The following is a 14,126-nucleotide window of genomic DNA, read 5'->3' as shown; positions in this document are numbered from 1 at the left end:
CCAACACTGGTGCTGAATTCCATTGAGTTGGGTTGCGGTAAAGTGACGGGTATGATTTCAAAACAATCAATTGCAAATAAAAAGAGTTAAATGTTTCTATTAAACTGTAAGTGGGCTTGTAAGTTTTCAGAGGTGGTATCAGTTTCAGTTATATCAAATAAATAAACAACTACTTAATTCTGATGTGTTCGTATTACTGGCTATGTTACATTCAGGCATAAAGGTGCCTGAGGCCCTTTAAAATAACACTAGATGGATAAATAAGACAGACATAGACATCAGAGATATTTTCTCTTTTGGGATATAGCACTGAACCTTTAATCCTACTAACCCTACACTAAGGATTAACACCAAAATGTCTGATTTTCGTCAAAAAGCGCTCGACTACCATGCCAAACCTGTACCCGGAAAAATCAGCATTGAGATTACCAAGCCAGCCGAAACTGTTACCGATTTAGCGCTGGCTTACAGTCCTGGTGTGGCTGAGCCGGTTCGCGAAATAGCGGCGGATCCTGATGCTGCTTATCAATACACAGGTAAAGGTAATTTAGTGGCGGTTATTTCAAACGGTACTGCCATATTAGGCCTAGGTAATTTAGGGCCTCTTGCTTCTAAACCTGTAATGGAAGGTAAGGCGCTGTTATTTAAACGTTTTGCTAACATTGATTCTATTGATATTGAAGTCAAACATACTACAACTGAAGAGTTTATTAATACTGTGGCCAGTATTGCAGATACTTTCGGTGGCATTAATTTAGAAGACATTAAAGCACCCGAATGTTTTGAAATTGAGCAAGAATTGATAAAGCGCTGCGCCATACCTGTTTTTCATGATGACCAACATGGAACAGCAATTGTGACCGCTGCCGGTATGTTGAATGCTTTAGAGATCCAAGGCAAAAGTATTAACGATGCCACTATTGTATGTCTGGGTGCGGGTGCTGCAGCGACCGCTTGTATGGAGTTGTTGGTTAAGTGTGGTGCTAAACGCGAGCGTATCTATATGCTTGATAGAAAAGGCGTGATCCATACTCGCCGAGAAGATCTTACTTTCCACAAAAAATTATTTGCTAATAATACCGATAAACGCACCTTAGAAGATGCCTTAGATTGCGCTGACGTATTTGTGGGTGTGTCTGGCCCTAACCTATTGCCACCAGAAGCATTAAAGCTAATGGCTCCTAATCCGGTGATTTTTGCTTGCTCCAACCCCGATCCTGAAATTAAGCCTGAGTTAGCCCATAAAATACGGGATGATCTTATTATGGCCACCGGACGCTCTGACTATCCTAACCAAGTCAATAATGTGTTGTGTTTCCCGTTTATTTTCCGTGGTGCCCTAGATGTGCGCGCCTCGCAAATTAATGACGAAATGAAAATAGCGGCAGTTGATGCGATTCGTAGCATTGCTAAAGAAGACGTATCTCAAGAGGTATTGTCAGCCAGCAATATCGATAGTCTTAGCTTTGGAAAGGACTATATTATTCCTAAACCTATGGATCCGCGCTTGTTAAAACGTGTGGCGAGAGCGGTGGCCCAAGCTGCAGTAGATTCAGGTGTGGCGGCTATTAGTGAGTTACCTCTAGGTTATATGCAGGATTAATTGACCTTTGTTATAACGGTGATTTCATTTTACTTATTATAAAATAGGGAATGTAACAAAATTTCACAAAATTCGACGAAATGCAGATGATAAGCGCTGGCTTATCTCTGTATTTATCAGTTTGAACGCTTCATCCCGTTTCACCGTAATTAAACTGTTTTGCCCCTTCACTACCAACCTTTATCCCTACTCTATGTGTGTACTTGAAATTAATCATCACCAACAAACATAGAGAGACTTATCATGAAAAAAATCATAATTAGCAGCATCATCACCGCAGGCATTCTTTTAACTGGTAGTGTTCAAGCGAGCAATAAAATTGACCCAACAGTTGAAGGTAAATTAGTGAAGGTTTGTGAAGCAATCAAAAGCGATAGTGTCATTAAGGTGAATGTTGCAATACGCGATAGTGGCCTAGGCATAAAACAAATTGCCAAGGGTTTGGTATGTAATGGTTATGACTCAGTGAGCTTTGCCTTGGCTAATGAAGCTGAAAAAACAGCTAAATATATGGCTAAGAAAAGTACAGAGACGCATCAAGAAATGGTCGCTAAGTTATAGGCTAGCAAGATGCATACAGTAAAACATGTGAGCCTAGCATGGTAGGAGTACCAAGCTAGGCTCAGAGTTTATTGATAATAACCTTGGTTTCACCCCGCCTAGCAAATTACAGCACTTTTTCCTTTTTGTTATTTTCATATCAAAGACACTTCCTTCTAAAGCAAGGTACTTCAGCAAACACGTTGCTTGAGTTGCACCCAACAAAACTAAAATGATTTAATATTGTCCTTTGTTGCAATATTAGATAACAAGGTAACCTTCGATTGTTAGAGTTTGAAAAAGTCAGCCATTTTTATCAAAACCGTTGCGTGTTTAATGATTTTTCCCTTGAGATTAACGAGCCTAGAGTCCTGATTAGCGGCCCAAACGGCAGTGGAAAAACCACTTTATTAATGCTCGCAGCGGGTCTGATAACGCCAGATGCAGGTAAGGTGAGTTTCAATTTAGAGCCAGTTTTAACTACGGCAAGTAAAAGTAATATTGGTATTAGTGCTTCTAAGGTGGCCTTACCTGGGTTTTTAACTGTGGCAGAATTATTGGATTTTCATGGACGTCAATTTAATTGTGAACCAAAGGAACATTGGATCGAACAATTTGCTTTAAAACAGTATTGGCACATTAAAGTTGCTAATTTGTCTTTGGGTAATTACAAAAAGTTAAGTTTACTCATCGCGGTAATGCATCAACCGAAATTGTTATTGCTTGATGAGCCCACTAACGGTTTAGATGAAAACGCGCGGTTAGCCCTTAACTTGTTGCTCAGTGACTATCCGGGCCTGGTGATTATTGCCAGTCATGAAGCGATTGCTGCTGAACATCAGCAGGTAAGGCACATTCAATTGCAACGAAGTGAGTCTGAATCACTATGAACTACTGGCAGTTTCGGCTCAGGCTCTATAACGAATCACTGAAGCAATGGGTAGACAGTATTAGGCAATTAAGTATGGGCCTAGTTGCTTTATTCCCCCTTGCGATACCCGCGCTGATTTTTCTACCTTTTGTTACTTGGGGCATACTGGCAGATGCGGGTAGTGAAAACACTTTGTATTTAAATACCTTATGGGGCTACTTATTGTTTTTATACACTTGGATGTTAATGCAACGCCAAGGGATATTAGCCACTCAGCATAGTCATTATCTTGATAGTTTAGTGGTGACCAATGTTAAAAGACAATGGTGTGAAACGGGATTAATTATCTACAGCGCTAATATCCTGCTTCTTGGACCACTTTGCTTATTGCTATTGATGGTATATGAGGGATCAAATCGCCTTCTTAGGTTTCCTATTTCCCATAGTGTTGAACAGTTTGTGCCTATTCTTGGGTTAGTTGCGCTAGTGAGTTATTACAGTGTAAGCGCAGTGCGCGTGCCCAAGTTACCTTGGTTAAGCTTGTTGCTTTTACCTTTAGTGGCTATTGGGATGGCAGATGAGTTCGAAAAAGCTCAGTGGTTAGTGTTGTGGTGTGTGGCGATAATAATTGAGCGCCACCTACCTAAACCTTCTGTTAGTTTGGGGGCCTGGCCGAAAGGATTTTTCAGGTTACAACTGCAAGCAGATTTACATAATCCTCGTTCTGAAGGATTACGTTTTGTTAGCCTGTTATTAATGACAATTTTGTTGAGTATTATGTACCAAGGCGTAAAACATGAAGCCCAGAGTTATGTAGCGGGATTCCTGTGTTTTTGTGCTGCTTTGCTGATGGCGAGTAGTTTGTTTGATTCACAAGCCTTGCTACGGCTGTATCATTCTTATTTTGTCAGTTTACCCATTTCTAGGTATGTCTTACAAAGCCATTGTTTGCTGTATGTTGCAGTAAAAGCCTTGCCTGGCTTATTGTTGCTTAGCTATTTTGAGGTGTTTTCTTGGATGCATTGGGGATTGTGGTTAGTGTTTTACGTCACCAGTCTAGTGGGTATTTTCTATCGCCCAAAGTGGTTTTTTATGTTTCCAATTATTGCCGCGATAATGGTGTTTTTGCTACTGAGCTAAGAGAACACAGAGAAAGCTAAAAAATAGTGGCGAGCTTTGGGGAAGTAGATGGTGATTTGTAACAATAATGGCAATAAATTATTCCGACTTTGGTAATAAAACCTCAACATTACCCGCTGTTATATTGGTGACTTCAGTTTTAAATGTGCTCAGTTCGCTGTTGGCTATTGCTATAGTTAGCGATACTTGCTGAGCATAATTCGGTTGTATTCCTTCAACATCATAACGTGCTAACAATCGCGAAATACTGCCATCATAGGAATAGTCGTAAGTTAATTGTAAGCGGGTGCGTGACACCTTAAGTTTCAATGGTAAATCTGTTAACACCAAAGACACCGCATCAGAATAGGCCCGTTGTAATCCGCCGGTGCCAAGCTTGGTGCCGCCAAAGTAGCGCACGACTGCCACCACTATGTCTCCATAACCACTGTACTCAAGTACTTTTAACATAGGCATACCAGCGGTACCGCTGGGTTCACCATCGTCACTCATGGAGCGAATAGTTGTATTGGGAGCGCCGGCAATGTATGCCCAACATACATGACTAGCCTGAGGATGTTGATCTCGCAAAGAGCGAATAAATTCTTCAGCCTCCTGGCGATTGACTGCGGGCGAGGCAAAGGTCAAAAATTTACTGCGTTTAATTTCTAACTCTACATGATGCGCCTGTGCAGGCACTTGATAGCTTGTTGTAGTCATTTGTATTTTACCATTAAGCCCACATCACTAAAATAGCCGCTGCCGCGATGAGTAGTAAGCCAATAATTTCGTGTTGTTTGACTTTGTTCTTTAGCCAAAACGTGGCGATTAAAATGGTCAACAACACCTCTATTTGTCCTAATGTTTTGACATATGCCACATGATGTAATGACACCGCACTAAACCAACAAATAGTCCCAAAACAACTAATGATGCTGGTGACCAAGGTCATTTTTACGTTTGCTTTCAGTGCCACAAAAGTGCCTCGACTATTTATCGAAATGTAACCTACAAGTAAGCAGGTTTGAATACATATTACCCATAACAAAACCCAAGCCGCTCTGTGTGGGAAAGGCACATCCAATAAATGACTGGCATCTCTGACAAATAATGATGTGAGAGCAAAACAAGTGCCACAGGCCAAGCCTATAGCCACTGTTTTAATGCTAAGTTGCCCTTTTCTGCCGCCACCGGACAAAATAAGTATCGCTGCGGCACCAATTAAAATGCCTAGCCAACCAAACAAACTCAGTTGGCTACCAAAAAATAAAGTACCCAGCACGCCAGCAACTAGTGCTTCACTTTTAGCTAGCCCCGCACCAATAGCAAAGTTCCTTTGTTTAAATAAAATTACCATTAACGCAGTGGCAAAAATCTGCATCACAGAGGCCAGTACAACAAAGAATACAAATTTTGATGAGAACTCAGGGATCACCTGATTTGAAAAAGTGTAAAGTAACACTAAATAAATCAGTGCTATAGGTGGGGCGAATAAAAAGCGCGCTAAGGTCACACCAGAAGTGCTCATATGTGCACTTAGTTTACTTTGCAAAGCGTTACGAAACGTTTGTAACACTACTGCACCTAGCGTAAAGAAAACCCAGCTCACATCAATACCAAATCAATTTAAAACGGAAGCTTACCCTAAAAAGCGCATGATCATTATCACCTGATCACATATCTAGTATTTTCGGTGTCTATCAAAGTTGCTTTTTATAAATTTAAGTAAAAATGTGGATGGCTAACGATTTGATTTAGATATGAATTATGATTTCAATTAGGGGGCTGTAATATTTAAATACAGTAGTGGTCGGCAAGCGTATTGCCAACCACTACTGTTGTATGTTTTTACAAAAAAACTTAGTTCGTTTTTCGATCTAAACCTAATAAATGGTCTAAAGAGAGTTTTCCCGGGCCATTAGACACAATCACCATAAGGGCAACAAACCACCAAACAGCTGGGTTCCACCAATGATCCCATTCAGGAAATACGGCTAGTTGAATAAATAAAGTCATTCCCACTAAACCCAGCGCCCCAATTCTAGAAAAGAAACCTAAAATCAACATCACGGGCAGCAATACTTCGACAACTCCAGCTAGAACCGCAAGTGTTTCTATCAAAGAAACCGTAAACGAGCCTTCGGTATAATCCATTGTGTTTGCATCACACAGTAGTAAAGCGCCTTCTCGGATGGGTTCTGGGCAAAAGAATTCGTAAAGGAACAAATCATATTTTTCTTCGTTAAAGTCAAAAAAACCATTCCATTTGCTTAACCCTGAGGCAAGGAAAACCTTTGCGGCAAGTAGGCGGACAAACAATAATGATATATCACTAAAAAACAGGGTGAACTGTTTACAAAGAGACTGATAGAGGTCGGTAATGGTATTCATGGCGTGGTTATTTCCTTAAGTAAATTATTTGATAGTAGTTGTGAAAATACATTGCTTATGTCAATTTCACCTGTTGCTAACGCAACTTCAGCAGCTTCAAGAAGGGTGTTACCTAGATGTATTTGAGAAATGAATGTCCATTCAGGAACTGGTAGGGTGCGATGAAATATTTGTGTGGTGTCACGCCACAAAATAGTGTGTTCAGTCGTTTGCTCAACGATGCTTTGTTTCTCTAGCAAGCCATTTTTTAGTTCAGGCCAAATAGCCGCCACACTCCACTTATTTTCAACAAGTTGCACACTTGCCCCCAAGGCAAATCTTTTAGACTCGATATCTTCTAACCACGACTCAATTTCTGCTGCTGATGCAGGGGATTCATCAGCGGCGAAGTATGCACCATGCCAAGCTTTATCCAAGGTGGCTAAGTCTGCTGCATATTCAAGGTCTGGGGCATGTTGCTTGAGTTGAGCTCTGATAAAATCTGGCATGTGTTCGCCATATTCAGCAAGTACAGTGGATTTTGGTATATGTTGCTCAGTGTATTGGCGAGCAAGCATTCTAAAATAGTCATTCCCTAGTAGATTTACACAACTCGGATACTTACGTTTTAATATATCAATGCATGCAGAAAAATAGGTGTTTCTATATATGAGTAATCGATTGGCTTCGCCTTTATTTGGCATAAAACTTTGTAGTTGTTGCTGATCACCATTTTTTAGGTAATGCTCAAACTGCGTATAGAAATCAGTCATTTAGTTATCATTGAGCAATGTTGAATTAAATCTGCAGCGATGTTTCGCTCAAGCATTAATTCACTGAAGGCGGGCAAATCTGAATCTCGTTCTATCAGAACGGGTTTTGGGCCTGCTTGTTGTAAAACATACTGCAACAGATCCCATACTTCGGGAGCGACAGGGGAATCGTGAGAATCAATCAATAAATCTGCTTGTAATGGATCTGTTGAATGACCAGCAATATGGATTTCACTCACAACATCAAGATCTAGTGTATCTATATACTTATGTGGCTGCATGCCAACGTTTTTAGCACTGACAAATAAATTATTAACATCGAGCAGCACAGAGCACTGAGTTTTCTGTGATAACGCCATCAAAAATTCGGCCTCATTAATATCCGAATTGAGGTGAATATAATTGGCAGGGTTCTCTATCGAAATTGTGCGTTGAAGCGCATCTTGAATTTGCATCACATTGTTTACAACGGTATCAAAGGTTTGTTGAGTTAGCGGTATGGGCAGTAAATTATTAAAATAATGACTATCTGTGGTCGACCACGCTAAATGCTCTGAAAAAGAGGCCACATTAAGGTTATTGCACAATTTTTCTAAGCGTTGTAAATGACGTTTATTAACGGGTTCTGGGCCTGCCAGAGAAGCGCCGACACCGTGTATACTGAGTGGGTATCTTGCAGCAATTTCCTCCAATGCCGCCAAACGAGGGCCACCGTCAATTAGATAGTTTTCGGCATGTACTTCAAACCAGAGTCCTTCAACAATCACTTGTGGTACATCATTGAAGTATTCTGGTTTTAAGCTAATGCCTGCATTTGCGGGCAGACTAAAGTTAGGTTTCATTTCTGAGCAATATTAAACAATAGGCTCTTTTGATGCATTACCATTAGGTGTCACAATAAATTCACATGATCCTTTAGGTGCATATGTCCAAGCATCGCCTTGAAAGTCTTTAGTAGAAGTTCCTTCGCAGCTGGTACCTGGTCCCGCTTTACAATCGTTTTCGCCTGCTAAAGCAATGCCGTAACATTTATCTTTACGTCCTTTCAGTCTTTTACCTTCTTTCCACTGGGAAATGGCAGTGGTGATTTCTGCAGATGCGCCTTCAGCAACAGTCAATTGCGCGTTAGGTTTTGCTAATGCACTTTGTGTTACGGCTAATGTGCAACCAACTGCTAGGGCTAATTTAATACTTTGTTTATTTATCATGTTTGGAACTCCACTATGTTTGATGAAAAATATGAATAAATTTACATGCCAGCTCTAAGGTTGCCCTTAGCTCTACCAGTGAGGTATAAGAACAGCCACTTCAAATTTTTATTTCAAATAACTTAGTTCATTCCATTAACGCTATTTATTTGATTATTTGCTGCAGCCCAAAATAGTGTTGAATGTTTTAATAAGGTAAGCGACTCTGCTGACGGAAGTACAAATTCAACTGTCAGCAGTATAGTCATCTTTATCTATTTTGACTCAGCTGTGGCCGAATTTGGAATGCGAGGGTATCAAGCAGCCTATCGCGGATAACGATATTTGTATTAAAGTACTGACAATCAGCAAAGGTTTGCAGATGTTCCTCTGCATTATTAAGGGCAGTACAAGCTCATTTAACTAATGATACAATTACCCCATTCGGGTTTTACATTGTTAATGTTCAAGTCTTTAAAAGGTTGAATATTATGCAGGCCATTAAATTAAAAGGATTTAGATTTGTCTCATCGCTTTACACTTCTTGTAATTATTTTTTTATGTTTATCAACCTCTTATTCCAGCCGCAGTGACGCAAATGAAGTTAAGGATATTCACCTAGAGCCTGCCCCCGATTGGGTTGTTCAATATGAAGTGGGCGCAATTGATGATGTGCCTATTGATGAAGTCAGTAATGGATTGCATTACCACATGGTAGACAATCAAATTCAGGTCACAAAAACTGGGGAAAGAACATCCTATAGTAGATACGTAGAAACCATAGTGAACCAAAGTGGCCTAGATAGCTCATCGCAGCTGAATTTTACATTTGACCCGTCCTATCAAAAGCTAGTGTTGAATTCACTTTATATTCTTAGGGATGGGCAACGTCTAGATCGGTTACAAAGCGCCAAAAAATCTTTATTGAATACTGAGTCAGAACTTAAACGGCAGATTTATAACGGCTCGTTGACTCTAAATGTGTTGATGTCAGATCTTCAGGTTGGCGATACCTTGGATTATAGCTATACGCGTTATGGGGCGAACCCAGTTTACCAGAATAGCTTTTCTTATAGCCGAAATACTAATTGGGACGTGCCACTTAATATCCAACATTTGAGGATCTTGTGGGGCAAATCAAATCCACTTTATGTCACCCCCATTAATGGCAGCCCCACAGTTAGTAAAACTAAAATAGGCGAATTTACTGAATATCAAATCACCCAACTAAAACCTAAGAGGGTGGATACTCCATCGCAAATGCCTTCTTGGTATGACGCCTACAGCTCAATCTATTTTAGTGAAAGTGAAAACTGGAGCGATGTTGTTGCTTGGGCAAAACCTTTATACGAATTCAACATCCATGACAGCGTAAAACAAGTTGCTGAAGCGATCCAAAATCAATACTCAGAGCAACCGGCACAAATTGTTGCAGCATTAAAATATGCTCAAGAGCAGATTCGTTATGTAGGTTTGGAAATGGGAGAAAATTCACATGTGCCTACTGCTCCAGAAGAAACCTTAAAACTAAAGTATGGCGACTGTAAGGATAAAGCCAGTCTACTCATTGCTATTTTAGCGGCCCTTGGGGTTGAGGCATTTCCTGCGTTAGTGGATACCGAATCCACAAAATTACTGCAACATAGACCGCCCGCAGCCAACCTGTTTAATCATGTTATTGTAAGTCTACAATACCAAGGCCAACAAATTTGGTTAGACCCTACTTTAAGTCATCAAACGGGTAATTTAGAACATTTATATCAGCCTGATTACGGTTATGCATTAGTCTTAAGATCCGCAGAAAATAGCTTAACATCGATGTCTTCATCAACTGATAGTTCCTATTCTCACATCACCGAAAAATTTTTCATTCCTAAAAAACACCAACAAAACGTGACCTTGTCGGTTGTGACTCAGCATTCAGGTGAAAATGTTCTGGATATTTTAGATCGCCTTGAAAGAGAGGGGAAAAAGAAGGTCGCAGATAGTTATGAAATTTATTACCAAAAGACCTTCCCATCACTTGCCGCTATTGACGAGATGACAGTAAATGTTGATGATAAACAAGGAACAGTTTCGATAAATGAAGAATACGAAATAACAGAATATTGGACCAGAGGTGAGGAACACTATGAGGCGGATTTTTATCCCAACGAAGTGCGCAATGCGGTATTCAAACCTGACCAAGTAAAAAGAACGGCGCCTTTATCGTTAACATTTCCTAATAATATCAACAATCATTTTGAAATTACTTTTGAATCAGATGGGTGGCACTTTGATGATGAAAACTTCGTGGAAGATAACCCATTTTTTTCATTCTATAAAAGGGTCTCTTTTGAAGCGAATACCCTGACGCTAGAGTTTGATTATCAAGCCAAAGTAGATCACGTTGCTGCAGACCAAATAGAAGAATACTTAGCTGCGAGAGAAAAGCTTAGAGACGAAGCCTATTTTGGGCTTCTTAAATACATAAAAAGTGAAGTAAGTGAAAGTCAGTCCCCAGTAGTAGAGGATGAAGAGATTTCAGCATTACAAATAATTATCGCTGTTTATGTACTCGGCTTATTATTTATTCTAGTGAGTTGGAGACTAGAATCGCGGAATCGCCCTGAATTTTCAGACAGCCATTTTTATCCCATATCAGGGCTAAAATTTATCATACTCAGTGTGGGCACTATGGGGTTGTACGAGGTGTACTGGGCATATCGAAATTGGCATGCAATTAAGTCTAAAATGAATCTAGACATTATGCCCATTGCCAGAGGGATCTTTTCACCTATTTGGTTTTATCCGTTATTTTCTGCTTTAAGAAAAGACAGCATAGAGCGATTTGATAAAAACCAAGTGTTAATGCCATTTTTGGCCATTATTTTTGCCATTGTGTATGTGGTGGCTTATTTTGCAACAAGTTTCTCAGAGCATATATTTATCACCATTTTAGGATGGCTAACACCTTTGTTAGCCTTGCCTTTTGTGGTTTACATCAACTCTCTCAATAACAAAACTGACGGGGCCTACAAGTACAATTCACAATGGAAACTCAGACAAGTGGTGGCGCTATTATTGTGTGTGCCTTTAGTCACTTATGTGTTGGCCCTTGAAACCCCGTTTTTACCTGGAGACGCTGTGAGAACAGAATCTCAAATGTTAGATAGCGACTTAAAATTTCTATATCGCAAACAAGTTTTACCCGCGAGTGAAACAATTCAATACTTTTACAGTGACGCTGTTTTAAGCATTCGTGACGATGGCAACGGCTTTACCAATGAACGAGTATTTTCTTATTGGTTAGATGACCAAGAAGGTTTTCAATTGGAAGTCGCTAGTTTCGATCAAGTAAAAAATATCGAAGTGGAATTTAGCGAGGACCAAGATAGCAACACTTTCATTACCATTAAGCGCCAGGACAGTACTGAATTTACACTATTTGTATCAGCCGTAGAGGGCGGTGATAAGTTATTTTTTAATACTTTAAATGGGCTTTGGAAGAATAAAAAATCATCCTAGCTTATACATTAGTTTGTATTAAAGCGGGTTGCTCGAGTATTTTATAGGCTTGGTCAAAACTAGTTAAAGTGTCAAGGCAACGGGCTAATAATGCCGGCTCTAATTCGAGTAGGTCTGGTATGGCAACAGTATGGCAACCAGCAGCCAAAGATGCCTCAATACCGGCCTTTGAGTCTTCAAATACGAGTACGCGTTCTGGTGATATTGATAGTTTTTGACAGGCCAACAAATAACAATCGGGTGCGGGTTTAGGATGAGTGACGTCGTCAATGGTCACTAGTACATTTAGGTCTTGTAAGTAGCTTGTTTGTTGGAAACTTTCGATGGCAGAATCATAGCCTGAAGATGTTACTACACCCACAGGCATTTGGTTCTCAAGTAGGTATCTAAAGAAGTTGTCAAACCCCTGTTTAACCGGCAACCCTTGGCGTTTTTGGGTGCTAATAAAGCGGCGAGTTTCAAGAATAAACGCTTCCATGGGAAAATCTAAGCCAAAATCTCGATGAGCCATTCGGTTACATTCATCTGTGGGGATACCAATAAACTTTTTGAACATTTCCTCAGTAAAATGCACATCAAAGGTTTTGGCAGTGGCTAGCCAAGCATCACAACAGACTTGTTCACTATCAAAAATAGTGCCGTCTTTATCAAATAATATGGCGTCGAAATGTGTAAAAGGCATTCAATAAATACGTCAAAATAACGAATACACCACAAATTTATTGCACCTGTAAATCGAAATTTAAAAACGCTCCTCTGATTAAAAACAATGAATACAACTATTCTTAGATGTTAACACTTTAAAGCACTTATTGAATTCAATAAGTGCAGTGATATTAGGTGTTTATCTTTGGCAGTCACTAGCATTCACGCAATGACTTTAACGGGTAAATTTCTGGTCTGCGGCCTTTATGTCTTGAGTTAGTGAAGCGCTAAAAATTGCTGATTAGGCATTTTTTCAAGGAAAAAGTATATCTGCATTAAGCCAATAAAACTGTTTGCAAAGTCCACTTAGCTTTAGTAGTTTGCCCCTCTAATAATAAAAAAGGATCCTCTCTCTATGTCTGTTGAGAACATATACAAAGTTGTTTTATACCCTTTCATTAATGAATCTATCGCTAGCCTTAAAGCCATGACCAATTTAGTCGGCACAGCCGGTGAACCTTTTATGGACAAGGTAGAAGACTTTCGTTTTAAAGGTTACGCCATTTGTTCAAATGTAACCGGAAGCTTAGATGGCGTGATCATGATGCATCATTATCCTGAAACAGCGATCGCTATTGGCAATGCTGTATGCCAAAGCATGTTCGATGAAAAATATGAAAGCACTGAAATTACCCAAGACCTAAGCAATGCGCTTGCCGAATGGGGCAACACTATAGTGGGGCGTTCTACCGATTTACATAGCAGATATAATCTAGATTATGGCTTTTCCAGTCCTTATTTTGTAAATGATATGAGCGACATGGACAAATATTTAGTCGGTGTTAAAGAAATTGTCACTGTACCAATAACGGTTGAAGGGGTGGGGCGTTACTATTTCAATTTGTTGGTTCGCTCAGTCGATTATCAAGTGAGCGAAGCCAAACGTGATGAAAGTACAGGTATTAAAAACACTCACACTAAAGCATTGCCTTTCGACGCAACTATATTAGTAGTTGATGACAGCGCATTGATCCGCAAAGCCCTAAAACGTATTTTAAATAAACTGGGCTACAACAATTTACTGGAAGCAGATGACGGCCGCAGTGGACTTGAAGTTGTCAAATCTGGTGCCGCAGACTTTATGTTTATGGATGTGGTGATGGAAGACATGAACGGTGATGAAGCCCTAAGTGAAATACGTAAAACGGGTTCGGATATTCCTGTTGTTATGCTCTCGTCAGTCACAGATCAGACTTTAGTGAACAAATGCCAAGACCTTGGCATATCTGGGTTTATTTTTAAACCTATTCAGGCTAACAATGGCGAGGAAATAATTGTTCAGTATTTAAAAATAGCCTAACTATTTCATTTTTGTAACTTCACTGCTACCTCTAAAAACAAGACGAGGGTGATTACATTTTGGTAGATTAACATCATTGTTAATCTACCAAAATTTTGAGAATCACCCTCTGTACTAACCCTTCTCTTGCACCACATATCTATGACCGCAA

General features: G+C 39.8%; 13 protein-coding genes. 6 read left to right on the top strand and 7 right to left on the bottom strand.

From position 1 onward, the window contains the following. Positions 1 to 355: 355 nt before the first annotated feature. From AAC000_RS02410 to AAC000_RS02395, 4 genes are all read left to right on the top strand, one after another. Positions 356 to 1,603: a malic enzyme-like NAD(P)-binding protein gene (locus AAC000_RS02410; protein ID WP_339719764.1), complete on the top strand. Its 1,248-nt coding sequence runs from the start codon at positions 356 to 358 to the stop codon at positions 1,601 to 1,603. Positions 1,604 to 1,846: 243 nt separating this feature from the next. Next, the gene (locus AAC000_RS02405) at positions 1,847 to 2,164 is read left to right on the top strand and encodes a DUF3718 domain-containing protein (RefSeq protein WP_339719762.1); all 318 of its coding nucleotides are present in this window, start codon (positions 1,847 to 1,849) and stop codon (positions 2,162 to 2,164) included. Between the two features lie 263 nt (positions 2,165 to 2,427). Continuing rightward, on the top strand, positions 2,428 to 3,033 hold the full coding sequence (locus AAC000_RS02400; RefSeq protein WP_339719760.1) for an ABC transporter ATP-binding protein: 606 nt from the start codon (positions 2,428 to 2,430) through the stop codon (positions 3,031 to 3,033). Continuing rightward, complete coding sequence (locus AAC000_RS02395) at positions 3,030 to 4,154, top strand: DUF6136 family protein (RefSeq protein ID WP_339719758.1); 1,125 nt, start codon at positions 3,030 to 3,032, stop codon at positions 4,152 to 4,154. Before AAC000_RS02400 ends, AAC000_RS02395 begins: the two co-directional genes overlap by 4 nt. Before the next feature lie 78 nt (positions 4,155 to 4,232). Here the strand turns inward: AAC000_RS02395 and AAC000_RS02390 are convergent, their stop codons facing one another. The 6 genes from AAC000_RS02390 to AAC000_RS02365 form a co-directional block, all read right to left on the bottom strand. Continuing rightward, positions 4,233 to 4,853 (bottom strand): YigZ family protein, encoded by a 621-nt coding sequence (locus AAC000_RS02390; protein WP_339719756.1) that lies wholly within the window; start codon positions 4,851 to 4,853, stop codon positions 4,233 to 4,235. Positions 4,854 to 4,866: 13 nt separating this feature from the next. Further along, positions 4,867 to 5,742, bottom strand: a complete 876-nt coding sequence (locus AAC000_RS02385; RefSeq protein ID WP_339719754.1) for a multidrug transporter — start codon at positions 5,740 to 5,742, stop codon at positions 4,867 to 4,869. 251 nt (positions 5,743 to 5,993) lie between these two features. Next, positions 5,994 to 6,524, bottom strand: coding sequence for a DoxX family protein (locus tag AAC000_RS02380; protein WP_339719752.1), 531 nt, complete (start codon positions 6,522 to 6,524; stop codon positions 5,994 to 5,996). After that, positions 6,521 to 7,276: a DNA-binding domain-containing protein gene (locus AAC000_RS02375; protein WP_339719750.1), complete on the bottom strand. Its 756-nt coding sequence runs from the start codon at positions 7,274 to 7,276 to the stop codon at positions 6,521 to 6,523. The genes AAC000_RS02380 and AAC000_RS02375 overlap by 4 nt, the downstream gene beginning before the upstream one ends. Then, positions 7,273 to 8,118 (bottom strand): DUF692 domain-containing protein, encoded by an 846-nt coding sequence (locus AAC000_RS02370; RefSeq protein ID WP_339719748.1) that lies wholly within the window; start codon positions 8,116 to 8,118, stop codon positions 7,273 to 7,275. Before AAC000_RS02370 ends, AAC000_RS02375 begins: the two co-directional genes overlap by 4 nt. 12 nt (positions 8,119 to 8,130) lie before the next feature. Continuing rightward, a complete protein-coding gene (locus AAC000_RS02365) occupies positions 8,131 to 8,484 on the bottom strand; it encodes a DUF2282 domain-containing protein (protein WP_339719746.1) in 354 nt (117 codons plus the stop codon). A 501-nt stretch (positions 8,485 to 8,985) separates the two neighbouring features. On the opposite strand from AAC000_RS02365, the gene AAC000_RS02360 reads away from it, so the two are divergent. Next, positions 8,986 to 11,970: a DUF3857 domain-containing protein gene (locus AAC000_RS02360; protein WP_339719744.1), complete on the top strand. Its 2,985-nt coding sequence runs from the start codon at positions 8,986 to 8,988 to the stop codon at positions 11,968 to 11,970. Position 11,971: 1 nt separating this feature from the next. Here AAC000_RS02360 and AAC000_RS02355 read toward each other — a convergent pair whose 3' ends face one another. Further along, a complete protein-coding gene (locus AAC000_RS02355) occupies positions 11,972 to 12,652 on the bottom strand; it encodes an HAD family phosphatase (RefSeq protein WP_339719742.1) in 681 nt (226 codons plus the stop codon). 378 nt (positions 12,653 to 13,030) lie between these two features. Between AAC000_RS02355 and AAC000_RS02350 the strand changes: the two genes are divergently transcribed. After that, positions 13,031 to 13,975, top strand: a complete 945-nt coding sequence (locus AAC000_RS02350; protein ID WP_339719740.1) for a response regulator — start codon at positions 13,031 to 13,033, stop codon at positions 13,973 to 13,975. The last annotated feature ends 151 nt before the right edge of the window (positions 13,976 to 14,126 follow it).

The sequence above is a fragment of the uncultured Paraglaciecola sp. genome (genome assembly GCF_963977085.1).
Lineage (GTDB): Bacteria > Pseudomonadota > Gammaproteobacteria > Enterobacterales > Alteromonadaceae > Paraglaciecola.
Note: the sequence above shows the minus strand (reverse complement) of the source record. Positions and strands in the feature narration are given on the sequence as shown.

Bases quoted from the DNA above. Each gene is read 5' to 3' on its own strand.
- AAC000_RS02380 (WP_339719752.1), bottom strand. From the start codon at position 6,524: ATGAATACCATTACCGACCTCTATCAGTCTCTTTGTAAACAGTTCACC.
- AAC000_RS02405 (WP_339719762.1), top strand. From the start codon at position 1,847: ATGAAAAAAATCATAATTAGCAGCATCATCACCGCAGGCATTCTTTTA.
- AAC000_RS02390 (WP_339719756.1), bottom strand. From the start codon at position 4,853: ATGACTACAACAAGCTATCAAGTGCCTGCACAGGCGCATCATGTAGAG.
- AAC000_RS02355 (WP_339719742.1), bottom strand. From the start codon at position 12,652: ATGCCTTTTACACATTTCGACGCCATATTATTTGATAAAGACGGCACT.
- AAC000_RS02375 (WP_339719750.1), bottom strand. From the start codon at position 7,276: ATGACTGATTTCTATACGCAGTTTGAGCATTACCTAAAAAATGGTGAT.
- AAC000_RS02365 (WP_339719746.1), bottom strand. From the start codon at position 8,484: ATGATAAATAAACAAAGTATTAAATTAGCCCTAGCAGTTGGTTGCACA.
- AAC000_RS02350 (WP_339719740.1), top strand. From the start codon at position 13,031: ATGTCTGTTGAGAACATATACAAAGTTGTTTTATACCCTTTCATTAAT.
- AAC000_RS02395 (WP_339719758.1), top strand. From the start codon at position 3,030: ATGAACTACTGGCAGTTTCGGCTCAGGCTCTATAACGAATCACTGAAG.
- AAC000_RS02370 (WP_339719748.1), bottom strand. From the start codon at position 8,118: ATGAAACCTAACTTTAGTCTGCCCGCAAATGCAGGCATTAGCTTAAAA.
- AAC000_RS02410 (WP_339719764.1), top strand. From the start codon at position 356: ATGTCTGATTTTCGTCAAAAAGCGCTCGACTACCATGCCAAACCTGTA.